The sequence below is a fragment of the Streptomyces sp. NBC_01723 genome (genome assembly GCF_036246005.1).
Taxonomy (GTDB): Bacteria; Actinomycetota; Actinomycetes; order Streptomycetales; family Streptomycetaceae; genus Streptomyces.
In genome coordinates, this window is sequence record NZ_CP109171.1 from 8,199,326 (window position 1) to 8,224,934 (window position 25,609).

Consider the following 25,609-nt stretch of genomic DNA (forward strand, 5'->3'; position numbering starts at 1 on the left):
GTCACCGCCCCGCCGTCGCGGGACTCGGTTCGACGAAGCTGTAGCAGGGCAGGGGGCCGGTCACGCTGAGAGCCAGCCGGTCACCGCAGGCACGGGCCACCGTGTCCACCGCCTCCCGGAAACGGCGCTCGTCGCCCGCGCGCAGCAGGAACGACGCGCTGAGAACCTGATCGCCGTCGGTCGTGCCCCCGGCCGTGCACACCGCCAGCGGTGTCAGACGGTCCAGGACCTCCCGCGCGGCGCGCCGTGCCTCCCGGCGTACGCCGAGCGCGAGCGCCTCTCCCAGCCGGACGTTGGCCTCGTAGTCGGGACGGCGCCGGGTCCGCAGCGCCATGGATCGCAGGCTCTCGTCCCGGCGTACCAGATCGGCGAAGTGCCCCGGCACCACCGTGCCCTTCACGTTGAGTTCGACGCATCCCCGCACCTCTTCGAGCTGGTGCGTCAAGTGGGCCGAGTCGGCGCGCAGTTGGTCGAGCAGGGTGTCGGTCCGGGGGCTGAGCACGGCGAACCGCATGGGCAGCAGCGGTCCCTGCGCCGCCAGTTCGTCCAGGACGGCCTGGTGGGCCAGCAGGTCGCGGCGCCGGGGCAGGAGCCGCGCCGGCGCGTCCGACACCGCGGCGCACAGGCCGGAGTCGGTCAGCAGCCGCACCGGGGCGCCGTCGACCCCGGGGGAGCGGGGGGCGCGGATCCCGGCGGGCGTGATGCCGTAGACGTAGAGCGACTTCAGCTCGGTGCCGGGGGCGGTGGCGGTGACGGGCGCGGTCATGTGTCCTCCTTACGGGTGCGGCGGCGGGGTCGGTCGCGCGGGCGGTCCTCCTCGGTACGGCGCCGTGCCGAGGAGCGCCCGCGGGGGAGTGCTTCCTCCTCGTCCGTCTCCTCGTCCGCCTCCTCGTCCGGCGCGAGGACGTCGCGCACCTTGTCGGTCAGCGAGCGCGCCGTCCGCTTCGCGCCCGCCCTGCCGACGGACTTGGCGACCGGGCCGCCGAACAACTCGGGCACGGTCTTGGAGCGCGCGTCGTGCTCCAGGTCCAGCCGGTTGCAGGCCTCGGCGAACCGCAGGTAGGTGTCGACGCTCGCGACCACGATGCGCGCGTCCACCTTGAGGATCTCGATGCCGACCAGGGAGACGCGCACGAAGACGTCGATCACCATGCCGCGGTCGAGGATGAGTTCGAGGACGTCGTAGAGGGTTCCGGCGCGGGGCGCGCAGATGACCTCGTCGTCGTACGTGATCATGCGGTGGTCCTTCCGGGTACGCGCCTCACCGTCGGCTCACTGGTCCTGGGCACCGCGCCGGTAGCGCGCGATCCTGCGGTATTGCACGAGGTCGCCCGCGGAGTCCAGTTCGACCTCGTAGGTGGCGAGCAGACTGGTGGTGTCCGGGATGCGGGCCACTTCGAGCACGTCCACGTTGACGATCCACCCGTCGTCCTCGCTCCGGCACACCGCGGAGACGCCCTCCAGGTGGTGCCGGATCAGCTCGGAGAGGGCGTCCGCGGCACGCCGGGCCGCGTCCCGGGCACCGCGTGCGGGACGTTCGCGGGTGGCGGTGGAAGTCGTGCGGCGCCGTCGCTCGCCAGGCTCTGTCATGCTGCCCACTTTGACCGCGGGGCCCGGTGCGCGCGTGCGGGGTTACCCCATCCGGGGCGGTGCCGGGGCCGGCCGCCTGCCGCGGGACCGGTGGGTCAGGCGTCCGGCGCGGTGGCGGCGGGGCGGCGGCAGTGCAGGAAGAGGTGCGGTTCAGGCCGGGCATCCGGGTGGGCGGGCGTGAACAGCGTCGCCTCCTCCGTCACCACCTCAAGACCGGCCTCCTCGGCCACGGTGGCGAGGGCCTGCGCGGTGAAGCTGGTCACGCGCACCGGCTGTCCCATGAAGACGGCGTCGACGCCCTCCACGTCCAGCGGCACGGTCGCCAGGACCAGGTAACCCCCCGGCTTCAGCACCCGCGTCAGACGCCCGATGAGCGCCGCCTGCTCCCGCCGGTCCAGCTGGAGCAGCGAGAAGTACACGCAAACGGCGTCGAACGAAGCGTCCTCGAGCGGTACGTCGTGGATGTCGGCGCACCGGAACGTGGCGTCCGGCACCTGCCGGGCCGCCAGCTCGACCATGACCGGCGAGACGTCGACGCCCAGCACGTCGTGGCCGGCGGCCGCGAGGGTCTCGGCGGTGGGGCGGCCGGTCCCGCTGCCCACGTCCAGCACCCGGCTGCCCTGCGTGAGCCGCCCGAGCAGCCACTCCAGCGAGCGCCGGTGCGTCCTCGACCCGGCGAACGCCTTCTCGTACGAGGCGCCCAGCGCGTCGAACGCGGCGGCGGGGTGCGGCCGGTTGTGGTCGTCGGTCACGACGGGTCCCTTCGCTGCGCTGAGGCGGTGCCGTCCGCATCGTTCCACCGGGACCGAGCCGCCGACAAGGACCCCTCAAGGGCGAACAGCGCCCCGATCGCACCGTCCCCCTGCGGCGGCCCCGGCACTTCCCGCCCCGCAGCGCGGCTCAGTGCTCGGAATCGGCCGGCCGGCTGGTGCCGGTGGCCCCCAGGTCGTCGGAGCGGCCGGCGTCGACGCGTGGCCAGTGTGCTGTGGGACGTCCACCCTGTCCGTCCCGGAGCGGCCGCCAGTCCGGGGCCCCGCTGAGAGTCCGCGTGGCCTGTCCGAGGCGCGGCCGGCCCGCCGGGGAGTCCTCCCACGGCTCCTGACGCCCGAACGCCGTGAGGTCCATGAGCGCGTAGCTGTAGTCCACCGCCTCCGCCCCACGGCGTCTGGTCCAGTACGTCTCGAAGACACGGTCGCCGTCACGCAGGTAGCACACCAGGTGGAACAGGCCCGGCTCCCGGCCGACCAGGAGCGTTTCGAGCGAGGGCTGCGCGGAGTACCACGGCATCGTCCAGCCCATGAAGGCGCGGTAGCGCAGGCTCTCCCCGTACGACGTCTGCGCGTCCGCGAATCCGTAACCGACGTTCCGCCCCTGGGAGAACACGGCGAAGGTGATGTCGCGGGAGTGGAGGTAGGCCGGCTCACCCACGTGGCTCAGCACCCAGGTGCAGCCTTCGCACTGATCGGCAGCCGGCCGCCCGGGCCACCACATGAAGTAGTAGGCGATCATCTGGCGTCGCCCCTCGAACGCGTCCAGGAGCGTCACGGGGCCGTCAGGTCCCAGCAGAGGGCTGTCCGCGGCCACCTCGACCATCGGGAGCCTGCGGCGCGCGGCGGCGATCGCGTCCCCTTCGCGGGTGTGGGCCTTCTCCCTGGACCGCAACCCCTCCAGGCGCTGCTCGAAGGTCGCACGGTCGACCACCGGCGGATGTGTCTCGCTCGGCTTCTCGGACATCAGCGGCTCCTGGGATCACTCGTGGTGGCGTTCCGTTCGTCCCTCGCTGTCCCTGCCCTTTCCATCCTCCTGCCGCTGCCGTCCGATGCCCAAGCCGCTCGATCGGACCACCGGGCGCGGCCGCCGGCACGTCGACGCCCACGCCCCCGCCCGCGCCCGCCCCCGCGAGAGCCTGCGCCAGCCCCTCACCGGTGAGGGTGTCGACGCCCGTGGAGGGAGCGGCCGCCACGGCCTCGCGTCCCCTGCCGCGCGGCTGCCGGATGTGTGACGCACGAGTCGAGGCCCCGCCCAGGCGCGCCCACGAGGTGAGGGATTCCTGAGAATCCCGGGGACGGCTGAACGCTCCGGCCCGCTCCTCCGTATGGAGCCGGGGGCATCCCATGCCCGAGTCCGTCACGACACAGGAGCACGCCTTGGGACACAACAGGCGCAGACGCCCGACCGGGGCGCGGCGCGCGACCTTCGGAGCGGTCGCGCTGATACTGGGGGGCGGCGGCCTGGTGGCCGTGAACGTCTTCGCCTCCGCGACCGAATCCGGCAACACCGCCGTTCCCCTGGGCAGTTCCGGAGTCGCGGCGACCGTCGACTGCCCCGACCTGACCGAGCGGCTGACCACCGTGCCGGAACCTGCCAGGCAGGAGGTCGACACCGAACTGGCCCAGCTCGACGAGCAGATCGCCACCGCGTACCGCCAACTCCAGGAAGCCGCCCGCACCGCGGACGACGGCTCCCTCGACGAGGCCGCCATCCTGGACCCCTTGAAGGAGGACCGGGCGGCGACCATCGAGCGCATCGCCGCCGCCGTCGCCAAGGCCGGGGACCGCCCCGAGGGACTGGACACGCTCGCGGAGTGCACGCTGCGCCGCACCGAGGTCGCGACGGAGCCGGCGCAGAGCGGCAGCCCGGACCAGCAGGAGCAGCAGGACCAGGGACAAGACCAAGAACAGGGACAGGGGCAGGGGCAGGGACAGCAGCAGGGCGAGGGTGACGGCGGCGCGGCCGGAAACGGCGGCCAGGCGGGCAACGGCCCGGTGGCGGCCGACTACGTCGACATCAAGTCCGTCCAGCCGAACGTGGTGAAGGCGCCCCGCCAGAAGAACGCGTCGAACGGCTCCTTCAGCACCAGCTGCGGTGTCAACGCCGAGGGCCTGTTCAACTCGGACAACCTCATCGCCGCGCCCGGCGTCAGCAACGGCGCCCACCACTTCCACGACTACGTCGGCAACCAGGACAACGACGCCCTCTCCAGCGACGAGGACCTGGCGGCGGCCGACACCAGCTGCGCCGACCCGGGCGACAAGTCCTCGTACTACTGGCCCGTGGTCCGGCTCCAGAACGGCACCGCCGAACAGGACGCCCAGTCACCCGGCGGCGGCATCGAGGGCAACGCCGGCGAGATCGTCACACCGGCCGAGGTCACGCTCACCTTCGAGGGCAACGAGCGCGGCAAGGTCGCCGAGATGCCGCGGCTGCTGCGCATCATCACCGGTGACGCGAAGGCGTTCGTCAACGGCAACGCCAACGCGAACGCCTCCTGGAGCTGCACCGGCTTCGAGGACCGCCAGCTGAAGGACAAGTACCCGCTCTGCCCCTCCGGCAGCGACGTGGTGCGCACCTTCACCTTCCAGAGCTGCTGGGACGGCCGCAACATCGACAGCGCCAACCACCGCACCCACATGGCCTTCGCCACCGCCGACGGCGGCTGCCCGGAGGGCTTCAAGGCCGTTCCGCGGCTGGTCCAGCGGGTCGTGTACGACGTGGACGCGCCCAGCCTCCAGGACGGCGGCCGGACGGTCCCGTTGTTCGCCGTGGACTCCTTCCCCGAGCAGCTGCACAAGCCCGTCACCGATCACAGCGACTTCATCAACGTCTTCGACGAGGGCCTGATGCGGGAGATGACGGACTGCATCAACTCCGGCCGCGAGTGCGGTGCGGACACGCCCCCGCCGGGCTCCGGTCCGGGCCAGGGGGAGGACCCCGGCGCCTCCGAGGCACCGGACGACGGCAAGGGCGAGGAGCAGCCCGGCGGCGACGGCGGCGAGCAGCCCTCCGCGCCCCCGGCCGAGCAGACCGCCACGGCCTCGGCACCCGCGGAATCCGGCCAGGACGGCGGCCAGGACGGTCAGGACGGCCGCGACGACCAGAACGGTGGCGGGAACGACGGCAAGGCCCCCGGGCAGGACGACGGCCGGGACGACGGGCAGAAGGAGCAGAACCAGGGGCAGAACGGCGGACAGGACGAGGGACAGAACGAAGCGGAGCAGTCCGCGCCCCCGGCCGCCGGCCAGGACGCCGACGCCTCCCCGAGCGCCGCGCCCAAGGCCGCCACGACACCGGCCGACGCCCCGGACGAGGCGGGCGGCGCCGTGCCGGCCCCCGAGGCCACACAGGGCAACGGCGGCGGCGCCGCCACGCAGCCCCAGGCGCAGGGCGGACTCGCCGAGACCGGCTCCGGCCTCGGACTGTGGCCCGCCGCGGTCGGCGGCGTCCTCTTCGCGGGCGGCTGCGTGCTGTTGATCCGTTCCAGGCGGCGCGCGCTCTGACGCGGACTCCGGCACCGGTACGACGACGGGCGGGCGGGACTTCTCCCGCCCGCCCCTCGCGCGAACTGGCTCGTTTCGGATGTTGCCAAGGGGTGCACGCGGGCGCAGCCTGGACTCCGCGAGGCTTTGGGAGCGCTCCCACTCGTGCGCCCCCTCCCCGCCTGGACACTGTCCCCCCACGGAAGAAGACACCATGACTTGTCATGATCACGACAATGCGGCGCATCCGGTGAAGCGGGTCCGCCGCACGACGACCCTCGCCCTCAGCGCCCTGGCCGCGGTCCTCCTCACCCTGATCCCGTGGAGCGGCACCGCCTTCGCCCACGGCTCGGTCGTCGACCCCGCGTCCCGCAACTACGGCTGCTGGGACCGCTGGGGCGACGACTTCCAGAACCCCGCCATGGCACAGGAAGACCCCATGTGCTGGCAGGCCTGGCAGGACGACCCGAACGCCATGTGGAACTGGAACGGCCTCTACCGCAACGGCTCCGCCGGTGACTTCCAGGCCGTCGTGCCCGACGGTCAGCTGTGCAGCGGGGGCCGGACCGAGAGCGGTCGCTACGACTCCCTGGACACCGTGGGCGCGTGGCGGACCACGGACGTCGCCGACGACTTCACCGTCAAGCTGTACGACCAGGCCAGCCACGGCGCCGACTACTTCCTGGTCTACGTCACCCGGCAGGGCTTCGACCCCACCACCCAGGCCCTGACCTGGGGCGACCTCCAGCAGGTGGCGCGTACGGGCAGCTACGCGCCCAGTCAGAACTACGAGATCCCGGTGAGTACGTCGGGCCTGAGCGGCCGGCACGTCGTCTACACGATCTGGCAGGCGTCGCACATGGACCAGACGTACTTCCTCTGCAGTGACGTGGACTTCGGCTGATCACGCCCCCGCCGGTCCCCCCCCACCCCCGCCGGACGCGGCGCGCGCCGCGTCCGGCGGGGACACCGCGCGCCACGACCTTCCGCGCAGTACTCCGCGGCCGTCCCGGAGTGCGGTATACGTCCGTACATGGACTACTACGACCTCGGCGTCCACGGCCGACCCGTGACCACCTCGTCGCCCGAGGCCCAGCGCTGGTTCGACCGCGGGCTGGTGTGGACGTACGCCTTCCACCACGAGGAGGCCGTCGCGTGCTTCGAGAGGGCGTTGGCGGCCGACCCGGACTGCGCGATGGCCCACTGGGGCATCGCCTACGCCCTCGGCCCCAACTACAACAAGCCCTGGGAGGCATTCGACGCCGACGAACTGACCCGGACCGTCGACCGCGCGCACGCCGCGGTCGAACACGCCCACGCCAAGGCAGGCCGGGCCACCCCCGTCGAACGCGCCCTCATCGGCGCCCTGCGCGCCCGCTACCCGCAGCCGCGCGCCGTCGAGGACTGCTCGGTCTGGAACCCGCCCTTTGCCGACAGTATGCGCGCCGTCCACGAGCTCGCCCCGGACGACCTCGACGTGGCCACCCTCTACGCCGACGCCCTGATGAACCTGACGCCGTGGCAGCTGTGGGACCTGCGCACGGGGCTGCCCGCCGAGGGGGCCCGCACCCTGGCGGCGAAGGAGGTCCTCGATCGGGCCCTGGCCGCCGAAGGGGGACTCGAACACCCCGGTGTCCTGCACCTCTACGTCCACCTGATGGAGATGTCACCGACCCCCGAGGCGGCCCTCACCGTCGCGGACCGGCTGCGCGGCCTGGTCCCCGACGCGGGGCACCTCCTGCACATGCCGTCCCACCTCGAAGTGCTGTGCGGCGACTACCGGCGCGTGGTGTCGGACAACAGCGCCGCCATCGCCGCCGACGAGAAGTACCGCGCGCGGGCCGGGGCGATGAACTTCTACACCCTCTACCGGACGCACAACTACCACTTCAGGATCTACGGCGCGATGTTCCTGGGCCGGTACGACATCGCCCTCGACACCGCCGCCCGACTGGAGGCGTCCGTCCCCGAGGAGCTGCTGCGCGTGCAGAGCCCGCCCATGGCAGACTGGCTGGAGGGCTTCCTGGCCATGCGGGTACATGTCCTGATCCGCTTCGGCCGCTGGGCCGACATCCTCGCCCTGCCGATGCCGGCCGATCCGGGGCTGTACCGCGTGACCACCGCGATGCTGCACTACGCCCGCGGCGTCGCCCTCTCGGCCACCGGCCGGATCGCCGAGGCGGAGGCCGAACGCGTCCTGTTCCGCGACGCGGTCGCCCGGGTGCCGGACTCCCGCATGCTGTTCAACAACACCTGCGCCGACATCCTCGCCATCGCCTCCGCCATGCTCGACGGCGAACTGGAGTACCGCAAGGGCGACCACGCCGCCGCCTTCGCCGCCCTGGAACGCTCGATCGGCCTGGACGACAGCCTCCCCTACGACGAGCCGTGGGGCTGGATGCAGCCCACCCGGCACGCGTACGGCGCCCTGCTCCTGGAACAGGACCGGGTCGCGGAGGCCGAGGCGGTCTACCGGGCCGACCTGGGGCTGGACGACACCCTGCCCCGCGCCCTCCAGCACCCGGGCAACGTCTGGGCGCTGCACGGCCTCCACGAGTGCCTGGTGCGGCTCGACCGGGCGGGGGAGGCGCGGATCGTGGCGCAGCAGCTGAGGCTCGCCGCCGCCCTCGCGGACGTGCCGGTCGCGGCGTCCTGCTTCTGCCGCCTCGACACCGCGCCGGCCCCCGGTGGGGCGGGCGGCTGCTGCGCCACGGACCGGTGACCGGGCCGGGAACGGGTCAGATGTCGACGCCGAAGTCCGCGGCGATGCCGGCGAGGCCGGAGGCGTAACCCTGCCCGACCGCACGGAACTTCCACTCGGCGCCGTGCCGGTACAGCTCGCCGAAGACCATGGCGGTCTCGGTCGACGCGTCCTCGGACAGGTCGTAGCGGGCGATCTCCTGGCCGCCCGCCTGGTTGACGACCCGGATGAAGGCGTTGCGGACCTGGCCGAAGCTCTGGCCGCGGTTCTCCGCGTCGTGGATGGAGACGGGGAAGACGATCCGGTCCACCTCCGCCGGGACGGCGACCAGGTTCACCTTGACCGCCTCGTCGTCCCCCTCGCCCTCACCGGTCAGGTTGTCGCCGGTGTGCTCGACCGAGCCGTCCGGGCTGGTGAGGTTGTTGTAGAAGACGAAGTGCCCGTCCGAGAGCACCTTGCCGGAGGCGTCCAGGAGCAGCGCCGAGGCGTCGAGGTCGTAGTCGGTGCCGGTCGTGGTGCGCACGTCCCAGCCCAGACCGACCAGGACGGCGGTCAGGCCGGGCGCCTCCTTGCTGAGCGAGACGTTGCCGCCCTTGGCCAGGGAAACTCCCACTGCGTTCTCCTTCGTCGTGCCGACTGCGTGTCCACCGTTTAATCTACAACACTGTAGAAATCGGGTTTCTATACGATGGCTGTCGCAGAGAGCCACAGCGGCGGAAGGAGGCGGCCCGTGACGGATCACCGGCGGTCGCGGCGGCGGGGTCAGGGCGAGCTGGAGGCCCTGGTGCTGACGGCGCTGCGCGAGGCGGAGGGGCCCGCGACGGCCGGCTGGGTGCAGGAGCGCCTGGGCGGCGACCTCGCCTACACCACGGTGATCACGATCCTGACCCGGCTCCTGGAGAAGGGTGCCGTCAGCCGTGAGCGGGCGGGCCGGTCCTTCGCCTGGACACCCGCGGACCAGGCCGGTCTGGCCGCGCGCAGGATGCGCAAGGTCCTGGACGCCGAGAGCGACCGGGAGGCGGTGCTGGCCAGCTTCGTCACCGGCCTCGACCCGGACGACGAGCGGCTGCTGCGCGACCTGCTCGGGCACGCGCACGGCGCGGAGGACGGCTGACACCGCCATGGGGGTCTTCGTCTTCCTGCCACTGGTCCTGCCGCTGACGGCATGGCCCGTCGCCCGGCTGGCCGAGCAGCGTCTGCACCCGCGCACCGCGACCCGGCTGCTCACCGCGGTCGCCGCCGTCATGGCGCTGTGCAGCACCGTGTGCCTGGCGCTAGTGATGGTGGTCGGCACCGCGCAACTGCCCGGCAACCCGCTGCCCGACGGCTGGTCGGACCCCGAGGTGCGGGCGGCGGTGCCCTACGACGAGGTCGTCGGCAAGGCGGCGATTCCCGCACTGTGCGCCGTACTCCTGGTCTCGGTCCGGGCGCTGTGGCGGCACGGCCGGGTGCGCCGCCGGGCCCACCGCGCCCTCGCCGGACTGCGGGGCACCGGCGTGGCCGTACTGCCGGACGACGTGCCCTACGCGTACGCGCTGCCCGGCGGAGGCCGGGACCGGGTGGTGGTCACCACCGCGCTGCTCGACTGCCTCGAACCGGCCGAGCGGCGCGCGCTGTTCGCCCACGAGCGGGCCCACCTCGCCGCCCGCCACCACCGCTTCCTGCTGGCCGTCCGGCTCGCCGCGCTGGCCAACCCGTTCCTGCGCCCCCTGCGCACCGCCGTCTCCTACACGGCCGAACGCTGGGCCGACGAGGCGGCCGCCAAGGTGGTCGGCGACCGTCGCACCGTGGCGACCGCGATCGGCAAGGCGGCCCTCGTGTCCCGGGGCACCCCGGTCGCGACCCTGGCCGGCCTCGCGGCGCCCGGACCCGTGCCGCGCCGCGTGGCGGCCCTGCTGGGTCCCGCGCCCGCCGTCCGCACCTGGCCCTCACTGTTCACCTCGGTGGGACTGGCCGCGTGGGCCGCGGCCGCCGGAACGGCCGTGTCGGCGATGTCGTCGGCGAACTCCGCCGTCACCATGTTCCTCATCCTGCGGGCCGCCACCCCGCTCTGAGACCGTGTCCTACGTGGTGAGGCGGATGAGTCGTTTGTAGCAGCAGAGGGCGGCGGCTAGGCCGAGAAATGCCAGGTAGTTGCGGGGGTCGCGCTCGTAGCGCGGGCTGAGTCTGCGGTAGCCGGACAGCCACGACATGGTGCGCTCGATGACCCAGCGTCGGCGTCCTAATCGTTCGCTGGACTCGATGCCCTTGCGGGCGATGCGGACGCCAATGCGCTTGCCGCGTAACCATTTCCGCAGGTGGGGGATGTCGTACGCCTTGTCGGCGTGCAGGCGCTGGGGCTTGAAGTGGCGGTCGCGATGGGGGCGTGTCTCGTTTGGTGACCCTCCACCATCGGCTTCAGTCCTTCGCTGTCGTGGGTGTTGCCGGCGGAGACACCGACAACGAGGGGCAGGCCGTTCGCGTCCGACAGGATGTGCATCTTGGAACCCGGCTTGCCCCGGTCCACGGGGCTCGGACCTGTGTGTTCGCCCCCTTTTTGGCCCGGACGTGGGCGGTGTCGAGTACGACGCGGGTGACGTCGATCAGGCCGGCGTCGTCGAGCCGGTGCAGCACGGCCTCGTGCAGACGGCCCCAGACACCGGCTCTGGACCAGATCAGGAACCGGCGGTGCGCAGTCGACTTCGATATCCCGAAGCACGGCGGCAGAGCCCGCCAGGCGCAACCGCTGACCAGCACGTAGATGATCGCCGCGAACAGCGTCTCATCAGGTGTGTCCTGCGTTCCGCCACCCTGCGGTCGCACCTTCGACGGCGGGATCAGCGGCTCGGCGATCTCCCACAGCCCGTCCGGAACAATCCAACTCCACGTACCCCGCCCCATAGACAGCCCAACGAGCGATCACCACGTAGGACACGGTCTGAGTCCCCGTCATGTTGACGGCACCCTGGGGGAAAATCCGCCGGTCACAGAGATGCCCGAGAAACTTCCCCACTCGATCGGGTGATCGGCCAATCCGGAAGCCGCCCTGCTCCGGATTCCCCGTGTGAGGGAAGAACCGGGACCACACCGACAGCGGACCGCCCGCCTGCGCTCCCTGCCTGCGTTACGCAGGGCGGCTCGGCCCCCACACGTATAGGAACCGCTCGCCGGGCGGACAGCTCACCGAGCGGACCACCGCTCCACCTCGACGCGCACCGAGCTCCACATCACTACATCAGCGCTGCCTCAGTGCTGCCGATTTGCAGGGAGATATCCATGAACGCCCGTATCCGTCGTTCCGCCGTCGCCGTCGTCGCGGCCGCCGTCCTGCCCCTGTCGCTGGCCGCCTGTTCCGACGACGGCGACAGCGGCTCCTCGGACTCCGCGCAGGCCGAGTCCTCGGCCCCCGCGGCCACCGACGAGCAGTCCGAGGACACCTCGGGGGGCATGTCCGGCGCCGACGAGCCGTTCGGCCCGGCCTGCTCCACCGTGCCCAAGGAGGGCGCCGGTTCGTTCGACGGCATGGCGAAGGACCCGGTCGCCACCGCCGCCTCGAACAACCCGGCCCTGTCCACGCTGGTGTCGGCGGTGAAGAAGGCGGGTCTGGTCGACACCCTCAACAACGCCGAGAACATCACGGTGTTCGCGCCGACCAACGACGCCTTCGCCAAGATTCCGAAGGCCGACCTGGACAAGGTCCTCAACGACAAGGCGATGCTCACCGACATCCTGACCTACCACGTCGTGGGCCAGAAGCTCGCCCCCAAGGACCTGGAGAACGGCTCGTTCGACACCCTGCAGAAGTCCAAGCTCACCACCTCCGGCTCGGACGAGGTCTACAAGGTCAACGACTCCGCCAACGTGGTCTGCGGCAACGTCAAGACCGCCAACGCCAACGTCTACATCATCGACAGCGTCCTGATGCCCAAGAGCTGACGCGGTCGGGCGCGTCGGCGCCGGGGGCGGGTGAGGCAGCCGCCCGCCCCAGGCGGCGCGAGGGCCCTGTGGTAGCTTGCGGAAGCCAGTCGAACCCACCTGGTGGGTCAGGGAATCCGGTGCGAATCCGGAGCTGACGCGCAGCGGTGAGGGTGACGGGCGGGACACGGGCCACTGGACGGCGGAGGCCGCCCGGGAAGGCGTCCCGCCCGGTCGATCCCGAGTCCGAAGACCTGCTGGCACCCGCGCCGCGTACGGCGCGGGGACACACCGTACGAACGGGCTTCGCGTACGAGCCCTCGACGCCAGAGGATCCCCCTTGCCCGCCTCCTCGCGCGCAGCGCGCCCCGTCGGCTTCCGACGCCTCCCCACCTCCCGCCGCGCCGTCCGCGGCCTGGTGCCGCTCCTGGCCGGTGCCCTGCTGGCCACCGGCTGCGGTTCCGGGACGGACACCGGCGGCGACTCCGCCGCGCCGGACCCGGCGGCCGGCTACCCGCGCACCGTCCGTGACTGCGGCCGCGAGGTCGAGGTCGCCGCGCCTCCGCGGCGAGCGGTCTCCCTCAACCAGGGCACCACCGAGATCCTGCTCTCCCTCGGCCTGGCCGACCGCATGGCGGGCACCGCCACGTGGACCGACCCGGTCATGAAGGGGCTGGAGAAGGCGAACGAAGGCGTGCCCCGGCTCGCCGACGACATGCCGTCCTTCGAGACGGTCCTGGACGCCGAACCCGACTTCGTGGCCGCCTCCTTCGCCTCCACCCTCGGCACCGGGGGAGTGGCCGCCCCCGAGCAGTTCGGCGAACTCGGCGTGCCGGCCTACCTCTCCCCGTCCGACTGCGTCGGCAAGGACAACAGCGGCGACGGCGACGGCGTCCGCAGCGAGCCCTTCACCATGGACACCGTCTACCGCGAGGTCCGCGACCTGGCCCGGCTGTTCGACGTCGAGGAACGCGGCGAGAAGCTGGTCGCCGACCTGAAGTCCCGGGTGAAGAAGGCGACGTCCGGCGTCGACGCCTCCGACGTCACCCTCATGTACTGGTTCGCCAACTCCACGTCGCCCTACATGGGCGGCTGCTGCGGCGCCCCCGGCGTGATGACCCGCGCGGTCGGGGCCAGGAACGCCATGGACGACACCCACGACGAATGGCCGCAGGTCGGCTGGGAGACCGTCGCCGACCGGGACCCCGACGTGCTCGTCCTCGGCGACCTCACCCGCAGGTCGCAGACGGCCGAGACCGCCGCGAAGAAGATCGAGTTCCTGGAGTCCGACCCCGTCACCCGGAACATGACGGCCGTCCGCGAGAAGCGGTACGTCCTGCTCAGCGGACAGGCCATGAACCCCACCATCCGCACCGTCGAGGGCGTCGAACAGGTGGCGGCCGCGCTGCGCGAGTTCGGCCTCACCCAGTGACGTCCGCGAGCCGGGCGCCATCCGAGGACCGGGCCGCATCCGAGGACCGGGCCGTGTCCGAGGACCGGGCCGCGTCCGGGGAGCGGCCGGCCTCGGGCATACGCACGGCCGGCCGCCGTGCCTACCCCCTGTGGGCGCTGACCGGCGTCGTCGCCCTGTGCGCCTCCGTGGCCGTCGCCGTCACCATCGGACCGGCGGACATCGGCGTGGCCGACGTGTGGTCCGTGATCGTCGCCCATCTCGGCGCAGGCCCCGCCGCCGACGTCACCCCCATCCGCGACGGCATCGTCTGGGACCTGCGGCTGCCCCGGACCCTGCTCGCCGCGGTGTGCGGCGCCGGACTCGCCGTGTGCGGCGCCGTCCTCCAGTCCCTGCTGCGCAACCCGCTCGCCGACCCCTTCGTGCTCGGCGTCTCCTCCGGTGCCTCGACCGGCGCCGTCCTGGTCGTCGTGCTCGGCGTGGGCGGCGGCGCGCTGTCCGTCCCCGGCGGGGCGTTCCTCGGCGCCGTGTGCTCCTTCGCGTTGGTGATGGTGCTCAGCCACAGCCTCGGCGGCACCCCGGACCGGGTGGTCCTCGCGGGCGTGGCGGCGATGCAGCTGTTCTCCTCGCTCACCTCCTTCGTGGTGATGACCGCGGCCGACTCCGAGACCACCCGCGGAGTGCTCTTCTGGCTGCTCGGCTCGCTCGCCGGGGCCGGCTGGACGGACGTGTGGACCGGTACGGCGGTCCTGGTGCTGGTCCTCGCCGTGTGCCTCGGCCACGGCAGGACGCTGGACGCCTTCGCCTTCGGCCAGGACGCCGCGGCAACCCTCGGCGTCCACGTGGCCCGCACCCGGCTGGTCCTGCTGTGCGCCACCGCCCTGCTCACCGCCGCCCTGGTCGCCTCGGCCGGTGCCATCGGTTTCGTCGGACTGGTGCTGCCGCACGCCGTGCGGGCGTTCACCGGTCCCGGGCACGCCCGCCTCCTGCCGGTCTGCGCCCTCGCCGGGGCCGTGTTCCTGGTGTGGGCCGACACCCTGGCCCGAACCGTCCTCGCCCCCAAGGAGGTCCCGGTGGGCGTGGTGACCTCGCTGATCGGCGTACCCGCCTTCGTCCTCGTCCTGTACCGCACCCGGAGGGCACGGTGACGCTGAGCGCCGAGCGGGTCTCCCGCGCCGCCGGGGGGCGGCTGATCCTGGACGGCGTCGATCTCAGCCCCCGGCCCGGCGCCATGACCGGCCTGCTCGGCCCCAACGGGTCGGGCAAGTCCACCCTGTTGCGGCTGCTGGCCGGCGTGCTCGCCCCCACCTCCGGCGTCGTCACCCTGGACGGCCGCCCGCTGGACCGGATGGGCCGCCGCGACGTCGCCCGGCGTGTGGCCGTCGTCGAACAGCAGGCGGACACGCTGGTGGAGGTGTCGGTCCGCGACGTCGTCCGGCTCGGCCGGATCCCGCACCGCCGCGCCTGGACACCGGCGTCGGCGGCCGACGAGGAGGTGGTCGCGGACGCCCTCGCGCGCACCGGTCTCACCGGGCAGGCCGACCGGCACTGGCACACTCTCTCCGGCGGCGAACGCCAACGCGTCCAGATCGCCCGCGCCCTGGCCCAGCAGCCACGCGAACTCCTGCTGGACGAACCCACCAACCACCTCGACATCCAGCACCAGCTGGACGTGCTGGCCCTCGTCGTCGCCCTGCCCGTCACCAGCGTCGTCGCCCTGCACGACCTCAACCTCGCCTCGATGTACTGCGACCACCTCGTCGTGCTGTCCGAGGGGCGTGTCGTGGCCCACGGCGAACCGGCGGAGGTCCTGACCGCCGCCCTGGTCGCGGAGGTCTACGGCGTCCACGCCGAGGTCACCCGCACCGGCCCCGACGACCGCCCGCACGTCCGCTTCCTGGGCACGCTGAGGGGGTAGCGGCCGCGCCGCCGGTCCCCGCGCGGACTCACCCGGCGCTTCGCGGCGGGGCACCCCGCGGGAGGGTCCGACGCTCAGCGTCCGGCCGCCGGAGACGGCCCCGGAGCGTCGTCCGGGTCGAGCCGGGTGAGCAGGTCGGTGACCGCGGTCGTCGCCGTGCGGTGCCAGTGGGTGTGGTGGCGGAGCATGGCGTGGTCGCCGCCCGCCACGACGAGGAGGTCGGCCCGGGCGCCCGCCGTGCGGGCGCGGGAGACGTACCTGGCGGATTCCGCCGGGTCGGTGACGCGGTCGCGGCTGCCGTGCAGGACGAGCACCCGCCGGCCCCGCAGCTGGGCGACCGGCTCGCCGGGCGGCACCCACGGGGCGAGGGCCGCCACACCCCGTACCTGGGCGGCCTCCGCGGCGCGCAGGGCGGCCCGGCCGCCCATGGAGTGCCCCAGCAGGACCACCGCGCCGACCAGGCGCTGACCCTCGGCGAGTTCCTCGACCGCGAGGGCTTCCCGGCCTGCTTCCGCGCCCACTTCATGACGCCCGTGGTCTCCGCCGTGTGGTCGTGCGACGCGGTCACCGCCCTGTGAGGGCTCGCGCCCGGGCCCTCACCCCGTTCAGGCCGGCATGCTCATCAGGCCGGCATGCTCATCAGGGCGACCGGGTCGGAGGTCGGCTGCGGCGACCCGCCCGCCGGTTCCACGGTGATGCCAACGCCGCCCGCACCGTCGACGGCTCCCTCCATCAGCACCGCCTGACTGGACCGGCCCGGATCCATCAGGCCCGCCGACCGCATCGCCCCGTGGTCGTCGAACCAGAGCTGGTACACCTTGCCCCGCGGCGGCTCGGCCATGCCGGAGGCCAGGAACACGGCCCGGTCCTGGTCCCCGGAGACCACCACGGTCCCGGTGGCCCCGTCGGCCAGGCGGGCGGTACGCGACTCGGCGTCCGGCGCGGCCAGTACCCCGGCCAGGGTCTCGGCCCGCTGCTCGGCCTGTGCCGCCCGCTCCCCGGCGTCCTGCGCCCGCTCGTACTGCCACACCGCCGTGCCGCCCAGCCCCGCCGCGGCGGCCAGGCAGGCGGCCAGCGCCCAACGGCCCAGACCGCGCCCCCGGGGTACGACGCGGCGTGCCTTCCCGACCGTGCCGCCACCCGGCGGGACCTGGCGCACGGTCGCGACTTGGTGCAGTACCCGGTCCCTCATCGCGGGGCCCGGCACGAGCGTCGCGGCCAGCCCCAGCCGGGCCGTGGCGGCGGCGAACTCACCGGTCTCCCGCTCACAGGGGGCGCACTGCGCCAGATGCCGTTCGAAGGCGGCCCGCTCGTCGTCGGGCAGCGCGTGCAGGGCGTAGGCGCCCGTCAGGCTGTGCAGGTCCTCGGTGCGCATCACGCACTCACCCCCAGGCAGTCGCGGAGTCGGACGAGGCCGTCACGGAGCCGCGTCTTGACCGTGCCCAGCGGCAGCGCGAGCGCCTCGGCCACCTCCCGGTAGGTCAGGCCGCGGTAGTAGGCCAGCGTGACGCCCTGGCGCTGGATCTCGGTCAGGGTGCGCAGACAGCGCCGCACCTGCTCCCTCTCCAGCCGGGCCTCCACCTGTTCCGTCACCTCGTCGAACTCGGGCGTACGGTCGAGCAGGGCGGCCCTGTGGTCGCGGGCCGCGGCGGCCTCCACCGACCGCACCCGGTCCACCGCCCGCCGGTGGGCCAGGGTCAGGATCCAGTTCACCACCGTGCCCCGCTCTGGCCGGTAGCGCGGCGCCGTGCGCCACACCTCGACCAGCACCTCCTGTGCGACCTCCTCGGACTGCGCCTGGTCGCGCAGCACCGCCCGGGCGACCCCGAGCACGGATCCCGCCATCGCGTCGTACACCGCGGCGAAGGCCTCCTGATCGCCGAGGGCCACCTCACGGATCAGCTGCTGCAGGTCGGGCTGTGACGATGGATTTCTGCCGATGTGTACGGCTTCCTTCACGACGGTTTCTCCAAAAGAACGCGACGGGCGGGCATGTCCCCGCGTAATCCGGGGCCGGACGTCCGGCGGATTGGTCGCCGGACCGCCGAAGGACGCGGTGACCTCGCCCGACGCCCACCCTCCCACGGGTACACTGGGTCCCGTTCGCGTTCGATCGGCTCCACGGAGCGGGAGGAAAGGGAGGTGAGGTTGATGACCGTGCTCGACGCCGCCCTTCGCTGCGCCCGGATCTCCCTCGCGTCCCGAGCGGCGGCCTGACCCCGCACCCCACGAACGCAGATACCAGAAACGGATCCCCGTCCCGTCATGCCTCACACCTGGCACACCCGCGCCGAGACCGGCGCCGACATCCCCGTCGTCCGCGACATCGTCCGCGCCGCCTTCCCCGCCCCGGAGGAGGCCGCCCTGGTCGACGCGCTGCGCGCCGACCCCGGGGCCTGGATCGAGGGCCTGTCCGTGGTCGCGGTCGACGACGCCGACCGCCCCGTGGGCCACGCTCTGCTGACCCGCTGCCACATCGGGGAGCACCCGGCGCTCTGCCTGGCACCCGTCGCCGTCCGGCCCGGATCGCAGCGGAGCGGCGCCGGTGCGGCCGCCGTCCGAGCCGCGCTGGCGGCGGCCGAGCGGCTCGGCGAGCACCATGTCGTCGTCCTCGGGCACCCCGAGTACTACCCCCGGTTCGGCTTCACCCGGGCCTCGGCCCACGGCATCGGCCTGACCATCGACGTCCCGGACGAGGCCCTCATGGCCCTCACGCTGGACGCCGCCCACCCGCTGCCCGCCGGGACCGTCCGGTACGCGGCGCCCTTCGGTATCTGATCCCGCGACCCATCCGGCACTGATCCGACACACCGTGTGCCGGCGGGACTCCCTCCCGCCGGCGCACGGCATTTTCCTCGGTCCAAACCCTTGACCCCGTGCCCGGGCTCCTTCACATTACTGGTTAATGCGCATTAGGTAATGCGCATTAACGCGACCGAGGGGAGCAGTGGTGGCGAAGGAAGCCACAGGGCGGGCGAAGCCGGGGCGGGCCCCCGCGCCGCCCGGCCGACGGGGCCGGCCGAGGCAGGCGGAGGTCGCCCGGCTCGCGGGTGTGTCGCAGGCGACGGTGTCCCTGGTGCTCTCCGGACGCGACATCGCGACCGGCCGGCCGATCTCGGCGGAGACCCGCGGCAAGGTCCTCGACGCCGCCCGCAGCCTCGGCTACGTCCCCGACCCGGCCGCCAGCCGCCTCGCCGCCGCCCGCAACAACCTGCTCGGCGTCTTCAGCTTCACCGCGACCTTCCCGACCGACGTCCGGCACTCGTACTACCCCTTCCTCGTCGGCGTCGAGCAGGAGGCCGCGGCGCAGGGCTACGACCTGGTGCTGTTCACCGGCTCCAGCAGCGGGGGAGCGGGCGCCTCCGGCGCCGGCGCGCTCAACCGGGTGCGGCTGGCGGACGGTTGTCTCTTCCTGGGCCGCCACGCCCCCGCGGACGAACTGCGCCGGCTGGTGGCCGACGACTTCCCGGTCGTCCACGTCGGCCGCCCCGACGACGCGGAGGGCCTCGCCTGGGTCGGCGCCGACTACGTCAGCGCGAGCCGCGAGGTCGTCACCACCCTCGCCGGACTCGGCCACCGGCGGGTCATGCTGGTCCGCGAGGACGACGAGGCGCCCGCCTCCAGTGACCGCGAACGCGGCTTCCTGGACGGCCTGTCATTGAGCGGACTGCCCGCCGGCCCCGACGCCGTGTTCCGCTCCGGCGACCTGCGCCGCGACCTCACCGCCGACCGCGTCCGCGCCTGGCTGGCCGACGGTGTGACCGCGTTCGTCGCCGAGGAGACCGACACCGGCACCGCCTGGCGGGCGCTGCGCACGGCCGTCGACGCGGCCGGCCTGGACTGCCCCGGCCGGGTGTCGCTGGCACTGCTCGGCAGCCCGCCCGCCGACCTCGCCGACGAACCGGCCCCCATGGGCTTCGACATCCCCCGCCCCACGCTGGGCGCCGAGGCGGTGCGGCTGCTCGCCGCCCGCGTCGCGGGCGAACCCGCCAGGGGCACGCTCGTCGCCTGCGCCTTCCGGCCGGGCACCACCGCCGGCCCACCGGCTGGTCCCTGATTGCCCTTCACCCCATCCCCTGCACGAACCGCACCACCAGAGGAGCAGCGTGATACCGGAACCCGACATCCTCGTCGTCGGCGGCGGCCTCGGCGGCGTCGCCGCGGCCCTCGCCGCCTGCCGGGCCGGCCGCAGCGTCGTCCTGACCGAGGAGACGGACTGGATCGGCGGCCAGCTCACCAGCCAGGCCGTCCCGCCGGACGAACACCCGTGGGTCGAGCAGTTCGGCACCACCGCCACCTACCGTCGACTGCGCGAGGGCATCCGCCAGTACTACCGCCAGTGGTACCCCCTGCGCGCCGAGGCCCTGGCGCTCACCGACCTCAACCCGGGCGCCGGGCGGGTCAGCAAGCTGTGCCACGAGCCGAAGGCCGCCCTCGCCGTCCTGGAGGGCATGCTCGCCCCGCACCTGGCGGCCGGACGCCTCACCGTCCTCACCGAACACCGCCCCGTGGCCGCCGCGTCGGACAACGATGTCGTGCGCGCCGTCACCCTGGAGGACCTGCGCGACGGCACCCGCCGCACCGTCCCCGCCCGCTACGTCCTGGACGCCACCGAGACCGGCGAACTCCTCCACCTCGCGGGCGTCGAGCACGCGAACGGGGCCGAGTCCAGGGCCGAGTTCGACGAACCCCACGCCCCCGTGCACGCCCAGCCGGACAACCAGCAGGGCATCACCGTCTGCTTCGCCCTCTCCCACCACGAGGGCGAGGACCACACCGTCGACCGCCCCGCAGACTACGACTTCTGGCGCTCCTACCGGCCCGACTTCTGGCCCGGCCCGCTGCTCGGCTTCGAGGCCCCCGACCCGCGCACCCTGGAACCGGTGCCGCGCACCTTCGAGCCCAACCCCGATCTCGACCCGCTGGCCGTCAGCGCCGACCAGAGCGCCGACGCGGGCGACAAGGAGCTGTGGGGCTTCCGCCGCATCCTCGCCCGCAGGCTGCACACCGACGGCGCCTTCGACTCCGACATCACCCTCGTCAACTGGCCGCTCAACGACTACTGGCTGAAGCCCTACATCGGCCAGGAGGCCGAAGCCCTGCGCGAGGCACGGCAGTTGTCCCTCTCGGTGCTGTACTGGCTCCAGACCGAGGCGCCCCGCCCCGACGGCGGCACCGGATTCCCCGGGCTGCGTCCGCGACCCGACGTGACCGGCACCCCCGACGGGCTCGCCAAGGCGGCGTACGTCCGCGAGTCCCGCCGGATCAAGGCGGTCACCACCGTCACCGAACACGACGTCGCCATCGACCTGGTCGGCCCCTACGGCGGTACCCGCCACCGGGACTCCGTGGGCGTCGGCAACTACCGCATCGACCTGCACCCGTCCACCGGCGGTGACAACTACGTCGACATCGGCTCCGTGCCCTTCGAGATCCCGCTCGGGGCGCTGGTGCCGCGCCGGGTGCGCAACCTGCTGCCGGCCGGCAAGAACCTCGGCACCACGCACATCACCAACGGCTGCTACCGGCTGCACCCGGTGGAGTGGAACATCGGCGAGGTCGCCGGAGCCCTCGCCGCCCACTGCCTCACCGAGAACGTCGAGCCGCACCAGGTGCAGGCCGAGGACAAGAGGTACGACGAGTTCGCCAAGGTCCTCGACCGCGGCGGCGTGCAGCGTCACTGGCCCGACGTCAGGGGCTACTGAACGACCCCGCGCGCGGGGCGAGTTCGGGCGGGGCAGCTCCACCTGCCCCGCCCGGTGACCGCCCGCGTGCGGACCGACCCAGCACAAGGAGGTGCCCGGACATGACCACCCACCGCATCCGCGTCGGCATCGACGTGGGCGGAACCTTCACCGACGCCGTGGCGGTCGACGCCACGACGCTCCGGCTCGTGGGCCAGGTGAAGGTCCCCACGAGCCACCATCACGAGGACGGCGTCGCTCACGGCATCGTCGAAGCGCTCGACCGGCTGTTGACGCAGACCGGACACGCACCCGCCGACGTCGCCTTCCTGGCACACGGCACGACCCAGGCTACCAACGCCCTGCTGGAGGGCGACGTCGCCACCGTCGGCCTGCTCGGCATCGGCACCGGCGGCGGGACGTACTTCACCCGCCGCCTGGCCTCGCTCGCCAAGCTCGAACTCACCCCCGGCAAACGGCTGCCGCTGCACTACGCGCACGTGCCCGACCCCGACGACGCGACCGCCGTACGGACCGCCGTCGAACGGCTCACCGCGGCAGGCGCGGAGGCGCTCGTGGCCAGCGAACCGTTCGGCGTCGACCGGCCCGAGGGCGAGACCGCGGTCGCCGAGGCGGCCCGCGCGACCGGACTTCCGACCACCGCGGCCCACGAGATCACCTCGCTGTACGGACTGCGCAAGCGCACCCGCACCGCCGTGGTCAACGCGGCGATCCTGCCGCGCATGCTGGCCACCGCCGACCTCGTCGACGCCTCCATCACCAAGGCGGGCGTCACCGCGCCGCTGATGGTGATGCGCTGCGACGGGGGAGTGATGTCCCTCGACGAGATGCGCCGCAGGCCCCTGCTGACCGTGCTGTCGGGTCCCGCGGCCGGGGTGGCCGGGGCACTGATGCAGGAGCGCGTCAGCGAGGGCGTGTTCCTGGAGACGGGCGGCACCTCCACCGACATCAGCGTCGTCAAGCGCGGCAAGGTCGCGGTCCGCCACGCCACCATCCTCGGCCGCACCTCGTACCTCAACGCCCTCGACGTGCGCACGGTCGGCGTCGGCGGCGGCTCCATGGTGCGCGTCTCCGGCGGCCGCGTCACCGGCACCGGACCGCGCAGCGCGCACATCGCGGGCCTGCCGTACGCCTGCTTCGCCGACCCGGCCGACCTGCGGGACGCGACGCTCACCACGGTCAGCCCGCTGCCCGGCGACCCCGCCGACTACGCGGTGCTCGACGCCGCGGGCGGCCGGTTCGCGCTCACCATGACCTGCGCCGCCAACGCGCTCGGCCGGGTCCCCGAGGGCGACTTCGCGCACGCCGACCCCGGCACCGCCCGTGCCGCGCTGGCCCCGCTCGCCGCCGCCCTCGGCACCGACGTGCCCACCGCCGCCGCCCGGCTCCTGGACGCCGGCACCGACCAGGTGAAGGCCGTCGTGGACGACCTGGTCCGCGAGTACCGCCTCGACACCGACACCGCCGTCCTGGTCGGGGGAGGCGGCGGCGCGGCCTCCGTCACCCCGCACCTGGCCGACCGCACCGGCATGACCGGCCGCATCGCCCGGAACAACGAGGTCATCAGCCCCATCGGCGTCGCCCTCGCCCTGGTCCGCGAACAGGTCGAGCGGATCGTGCCCGGCGCGACCCAGGAGCAGATCCTCGCCGTCCGCGCCGAGGCCGAACGTGCCGTGGTCGAACAGGGCGCCGCCGCCGACGGCGTCGAGGTCGAGGTCACCGTCGACCCGCAGACCAACGTCGTACGCGCCATCGCCACCGGCGCGACCGAACTGCGCACCCAGGACCGGGCCCACCGCGCCGACGACGGGGAACGGCTGCGCCTGGCCGCCACCAGCCTCAGGACCGAGCCGTCCAAGGTGGACGTGCTCGCGGGTACCCCCGCGCACACCGTCTACGGCACCGAGGTGCACCGCCGCTTCCGCCCCGTCCGCCACCCGGTGCGGGTCGTGGACGCCGACGGCGTCGTGCGCCACCACGCGGCCGACGCCCGGGTCGAGGCGACCACCGTCGCGAGCGCCCCCGAGGTGCTGGCCAAGCTGGTGACCGAGGCCACCTCCTACGGCGACGGAGGCGTCCGCGCCCCCGCCGTGCGCCTGCTGGTCGGCTCCCGCATCGCCGACCTCTCCGGCGTCCTCGACCCGGCGCCGCTGCTCGCCCTCGCCCGGAGCGAGCTGCGCTCCCGCGCCGCCGACGAACCCGTCGTCGCCGTCCTGGAGGTGCGGGAATGACCGTCCAGGACGCCCTCGCGACGGCGGACCCCGCCGCCACGGACGACATCGGGTGGGCGGTACGGCTGCTGGCGGCCACCCCCACCCACGAGCACCGCGACCCGGAGCTGCTGCGCCACTGGGCCCGCACCGCCGACGCGTTCGGCTCCGCCCTCGCGCCCGTCCCGTGCGCGGCGAGAGTCGTGGAGAGCGACGGCGGCCTCGCACACGGCCTGCTGGCCCGCTACACCTCCAGACCGCCCACGGTCGAGCTGTACACCGACACCATCGCGCTCGCCGAAGGCGTCGTCGACGCCCGCGGCTGGCGCGCCTGGTACCCGGCGGGCTCCGTACGGGCCGCCGCCCTCGCCCACGAGGCGGTGCACGCCCACCTCCACCACGGTCCCGCCCGCGCCGACCTGAAGCGCGCCCTCGGCCACCACGCCCTGCGCCTGGGCCGCCTGCGGGTGCCCGGCCACGTCGCCGGCGCCGAGGAGGTGGCCGCGCACGCCTACGCCCGCACCGTCTGCGGACTCGGCCGCAGCCCCCTGCTGCTGACCGCCGCGCTGGCCGCCGAGGCCGAGACCGGAAACCTCACCTCACTCGCACGTGACGCAAGAAGAGAGAACTGACCCATGGGTGTCGTCATCCTCCTCGTCATGGCGGCCGGCGTCGCCGCGATGCTCACCCGCAAGCTCCCCACCGCCTTCGCCCTGGTCCTGCTGGCCGTGGTCATCGCCTTCCTCTCCGGCGCCCCCCTGACCGGTGAGGACAGCGTCCTGGACACGGTCCTCCAGGAAGGCGCCCCGGCGCTCGCGGCCACCATGGTCGCCATCATCCTCGGCTCCTGGCTGGGCAGACTGCTCGACGAGACCGGCATCGCCGGCACCCTCGTCCGCAAGATCGTGGAGTTCGGCGGCGACCGTCCCACCGTCGTCGCCCTGGGCGTCCTGGCCGTCTCCGCGCTCGTCGGCACGGTCACCGGATCGGCGCCCGCGGCGATGCTGGCCGGCATCATCGGCATCCCCGCCATGGTCGCCGTCGGCGTGCCGAAGGTGACGGCGGCGGGGACCGTGCTGATGGGCATCGCGGTCGGGGTGCCCTTCGAACTGCCCGTCTGGCAGTTCTTCTCCACCGCGCTGGACCTGCCGGTCGACACGGTGCGCGGCTTCATGGTGAAGCTGTTCCCGTTCGCGCTGGTCGCCGCCGTCGCCTACGTGGTGATCGAGAACCGGCGGCGCGGCACCGAGCACGCATGGTCCCTGAAGTCGGTGACCGCCCGGCCGCCGTCGCGCCGCGAACGCCTCGGCGACGCGCCCTGGTACGCGCTGCTCGCCCCCGCCGTCCCGCTGGTGCTGGCCCTCGGCCTGGAAGTGGCCATCATCCCCTCCCTGCTCGCGGGCGTGCTCTACGCGCTGGTCACCACCACCCGGCCCGGCGAGATGAACAAGCGGCTGCTGCGCACCCTGTACGGCGGCTTCGAGGTGGCGGCGCCCCCGCTCGCCCTGTTCGTCGCGATCGGCATCCTGCTCGCCGCCGTCAAACTCCCCGGCGCCGTCGAGGCGCTGGAGCCGCTGATGAAGGCGGTCAGCCCGCAGAACCCGGTGCTGTTCGTCCTCGTCTTCACCCTGCTGGTACCGCTCTGCCTGTACCGCGGCCCGCTGAACGTGTTCGGTCTCGGCGCGGGCATCGCGGGCGTCCTCATCGCCACCGGCATCTACCCGGCCGTCGCCGTCCTCGGCATGGCCACCTCGTACAACCAGGTCTTCGGCGTGGCCGACCCGACCAGCACGCAGACGGTGTGGGCCGCCCAGTACGCGGGTGTCAGCCCGCAGCAGGTCATGGTCCGCACCCTGCCCTACGTGTGGCTGGTCGCCCTCGGCGGCATGTGCGTCACCGCCGCCCTGTACCTCTGACCCCTCCC

General features: G+C 73.4%; 25 protein-coding genes, 1 pseudogene and 1 riboswitch. Of the genes and pseudogenes, 16 read left to right on the top strand and 10 right to left on the bottom strand.

Translation table 11 applies throughout. The features are described from left to right. Position 1 precedes the first annotated feature (1 nt). The 5 genes from OIE75_RS38105 to OIE75_RS38125 all read right to left on the bottom strand — a co-directional run bounded on the left by OIE75_RS38105 (position 2) and on the right by OIE75_RS38125 (position 3,324). A complete protein-coding gene (locus OIE75_RS38105) occupies positions 2 to 766 on the bottom strand; it encodes a GvpL/GvpF family gas vesicle protein (RefSeq protein ID WP_329473639.1) in 765 nt (254 codons plus the stop codon). Then, a complete protein-coding gene (locus OIE75_RS38110) occupies positions 763 to 1,236 on the bottom strand; it encodes a gas vesicle structural protein GvpA (RefSeq protein WP_329473640.1) in 474 nt (157 codons plus the stop codon). Before OIE75_RS38110 ends, OIE75_RS38105 begins: the two co-directional genes overlap by 4 nt. Before the next feature lie 36 nt (positions 1,237 to 1,272). Continuing rightward, positions 1,273 to 1,590, bottom strand: a complete 318-nt coding sequence (locus tag OIE75_RS38115) for a gas vesicle protein GvpO (protein ID WP_307016900.1) — start codon at positions 1,588 to 1,590, stop codon at positions 1,273 to 1,275. 95 nt (positions 1,591 to 1,685) lie between these two features. Beyond that, positions 1,686 to 2,342, bottom strand: a complete 657-nt coding sequence (locus OIE75_RS38120; RefSeq protein ID WP_329473641.1) for a class I SAM-dependent methyltransferase — start codon at positions 2,340 to 2,342, stop codon at positions 1,686 to 1,688. Positions 2,343 to 2,490: 148 nt separating this feature from the next. Further along, entirely contained in the window at positions 2,491 to 3,324 is an 834-nt protein-coding gene (locus OIE75_RS38125) for a DUF899 family protein (protein WP_329473642.1), read from the bottom strand. 85 nt (positions 3,325 to 3,409) lie between these two features. Here OIE75_RS38125 and OIE75_RS38130 point away from each other — a divergent pair, with 85 nt between their 5' ends. The 4 genes from OIE75_RS38130 to OIE75_RS38145 all read left to right on the top strand — a co-directional run bounded on the left by OIE75_RS38130 (position 3,410) and on the right by OIE75_RS38145 (position 8,568). Beyond that, complete coding sequence (locus OIE75_RS38130; protein ID WP_329473643.1) at positions 3,410 to 3,592, top strand: hypothetical protein; 183 nt, start codon at positions 3,410 to 3,412, stop codon at positions 3,590 to 3,592. Between the two features lie 112 nt (positions 3,593 to 3,704). Next, positions 3,705 to 5,867, top strand: coding sequence for a DUF1996 domain-containing protein (locus OIE75_RS38135; RefSeq protein ID WP_329473644.1), 2,163 nt, complete (start codon positions 3,705 to 3,707; stop codon positions 5,865 to 5,867). 193 nt (positions 5,868 to 6,060) lie between these two features. Beyond that, complete coding sequence (locus OIE75_RS38140) at positions 6,061 to 6,750, top strand: lytic polysaccharide monooxygenase auxiliary activity family 9 protein (RefSeq protein WP_307016905.1); 690 nt, start codon at positions 6,061 to 6,063, stop codon at positions 6,748 to 6,750. 129 nt (positions 6,751 to 6,879) lie between these two features. After that, the gene (locus OIE75_RS38145; RefSeq protein ID WP_329473645.1) at positions 6,880 to 8,568 is read left to right on the top strand and encodes a hypothetical protein; all 1,689 of its coding nucleotides are present in this window, start codon (positions 6,880 to 6,882) and stop codon (positions 8,566 to 8,568) included. Positions 8,569 to 8,584: 16 nt separating this feature from the next. Here the strand turns inward: OIE75_RS38145 and OIE75_RS38150 are convergent, their stop codons facing one another. Beyond that, complete coding sequence (locus OIE75_RS38150; RefSeq protein WP_329473646.1) at positions 8,585 to 9,160, bottom strand: TerD family protein; 576 nt, start codon at positions 9,158 to 9,160, stop codon at positions 8,585 to 8,587. A gap of 117 nt (positions 9,161 to 9,277) precedes the next feature. Between OIE75_RS38150 and OIE75_RS38155 the strand changes: the two genes are divergently transcribed. Beyond that, entirely contained in the window at positions 9,278 to 9,661 is a 384-nt protein-coding gene (locus OIE75_RS38155; protein ID WP_161327483.1) for a BlaI/MecI/CopY family transcriptional regulator, read from the top strand. A 7-nt stretch (positions 9,662 to 9,668) separates the two neighbouring features. After that, positions 9,669 to 10,601, top strand: coding sequence for a M56 family metallopeptidase (locus tag OIE75_RS38160; RefSeq protein WP_307016909.1), 933 nt, complete (start codon positions 9,669 to 9,671; stop codon positions 10,599 to 10,601). A gap of 9 nt (positions 10,602 to 10,610) precedes the next feature. On the opposite strand, the pseudogene OIE75_RS38165 reads toward OIE75_RS38160, so the two are convergent. After that, a pseudogene (locus tag OIE75_RS38165) lies at positions 10,611 to 11,427 on the bottom strand (IS5 family transposase). A 375-nt stretch (positions 11,428 to 11,802) separates the two neighbouring features. Here OIE75_RS38165 and OIE75_RS38170 point away from each other — a divergent pair. The 4 genes from OIE75_RS38170 (at position 11,803) to OIE75_RS38185 (ending at position 15,770) form a co-directional block, all read left to right on the top strand. Beyond that, complete coding sequence (locus tag OIE75_RS38170; RefSeq protein ID WP_329473647.1) at positions 11,803 to 12,462, top strand: fasciclin domain-containing protein; 660 nt, start codon at positions 11,803 to 11,805, stop codon at positions 12,460 to 12,462. Between the two features lie 69 nt (positions 12,463 to 12,531). After that, positions 12,532 to 12,717: riboswitch (cobalamin riboswitch) on the top strand. A 139-nt stretch (positions 12,718 to 12,856) separates the two neighbouring features. Next, positions 12,857 to 13,873, top strand: a complete 1,017-nt coding sequence (locus tag OIE75_RS38175; protein ID WP_443078476.1) for an ABC transporter substrate-binding protein — start codon at positions 12,857 to 12,859, stop codon at positions 13,871 to 13,873. Positions 13,874 to 13,926: 53 nt separating this feature from the next. After that, positions 13,927 to 15,000, top strand: coding sequence for a FecCD family ABC transporter permease (locus tag OIE75_RS38180; protein ID WP_443078428.1), 1,074 nt, complete (start codon positions 13,927 to 13,929; stop codon positions 14,998 to 15,000). Next, positions 14,997 to 15,770: an ABC transporter ATP-binding protein gene (locus OIE75_RS38185; protein ID WP_329473648.1), complete on the top strand. Its 774-nt coding sequence runs from the start codon at positions 14,997 to 14,999 to the stop codon at positions 15,768 to 15,770. The genes OIE75_RS38180 and OIE75_RS38185 overlap by 4 nt, the downstream gene beginning before the upstream one ends. A 74-nt stretch (positions 15,771 to 15,844) precedes the next feature. Here OIE75_RS38185 and OIE75_RS38190 read toward each other — a convergent pair whose 3' ends face one another. The 3 genes from OIE75_RS38190 to OIE75_RS38200 all read right to left on the bottom strand — a co-directional run bounded on the left by OIE75_RS38190 (position 15,845) and on the right by OIE75_RS38200 (position 17,729). Continuing rightward, entirely contained in the window at positions 15,845 to 16,291 is a 447-nt protein-coding gene (locus OIE75_RS38190; RefSeq protein WP_443078429.1) for an alpha/beta family hydrolase, read from the bottom strand. 101 nt (positions 16,292 to 16,392) lie between these two features. Next, the gene (locus tag OIE75_RS38195; protein ID WP_329473649.1) at positions 16,393 to 17,145 is read right to left on the bottom strand and encodes an anti-sigma factor; all 753 of its coding nucleotides are present in this window, start codon (positions 17,143 to 17,145) and stop codon (positions 16,393 to 16,395) included. Next, a complete protein-coding gene (locus tag OIE75_RS38200) occupies positions 17,145 to 17,729 on the bottom strand; it encodes a sigma-70 family RNA polymerase sigma factor (protein ID WP_329473650.1) in 585 nt (194 codons plus the stop codon). Before OIE75_RS38200 ends, OIE75_RS38195 begins: the two co-directional genes overlap by 1 nt. A 306-nt stretch (positions 17,730 to 18,035) precedes the next feature. On the opposite strand from OIE75_RS38200, the gene OIE75_RS38205 reads away from it, so the two are divergent. The 6 genes from OIE75_RS38205 (at position 18,036) to OIE75_RS38230 (ending at position 25,601) form a co-directional block, all read left to right on the top strand. Beyond that, entirely contained in the window at positions 18,036 to 18,548 is a 513-nt protein-coding gene (locus OIE75_RS38205) for a GNAT family N-acetyltransferase (protein ID WP_329473651.1), read from the top strand. Between the two features lie 169 nt (positions 18,549 to 18,717). Then, positions 18,718 to 19,827: a LacI family DNA-binding transcriptional regulator gene (locus OIE75_RS38210; RefSeq protein WP_329473652.1), complete on the top strand. Its 1,110-nt coding sequence runs from the start codon at positions 18,718 to 18,720 to the stop codon at positions 19,825 to 19,827. 49 nt (positions 19,828 to 19,876) lie between these two features. Continuing rightward, positions 19,877 to 21,475, top strand: coding sequence for an FAD-dependent oxidoreductase (locus OIE75_RS38215; RefSeq protein ID WP_329473653.1), 1,599 nt, complete (start codon positions 19,877 to 19,879; stop codon positions 21,473 to 21,475). 101 nt (positions 21,476 to 21,576) lie between these two features. Continuing rightward, the gene (locus tag OIE75_RS38220) at positions 21,577 to 23,706 is read left to right on the top strand and encodes a hydantoinase/oxoprolinase family protein (protein WP_329473654.1); all 2,130 of its coding nucleotides are present in this window, start codon (positions 21,577 to 21,579) and stop codon (positions 23,704 to 23,706) included. Beyond that, the gene (locus OIE75_RS38225) at positions 23,703 to 24,317 is read left to right on the top strand and encodes a hypothetical protein (protein ID WP_329473655.1); all 615 of its coding nucleotides are present in this window, start codon (positions 23,703 to 23,705) and stop codon (positions 24,315 to 24,317) included. Before OIE75_RS38220 ends, OIE75_RS38225 begins: the two co-directional genes overlap by 4 nt. A gap of 3 nt (positions 24,318 to 24,320) precedes the next feature. Continuing rightward, positions 24,321 to 25,601 (top strand): TRAP transporter large permease subunit, encoded by a 1,281-nt coding sequence (locus OIE75_RS38230; RefSeq protein WP_307016919.1) that lies wholly within the window; start codon positions 24,321 to 24,323, stop codon positions 25,599 to 25,601. Positions 25,602 to 25,609: the final 8 nt, after the last annotated feature.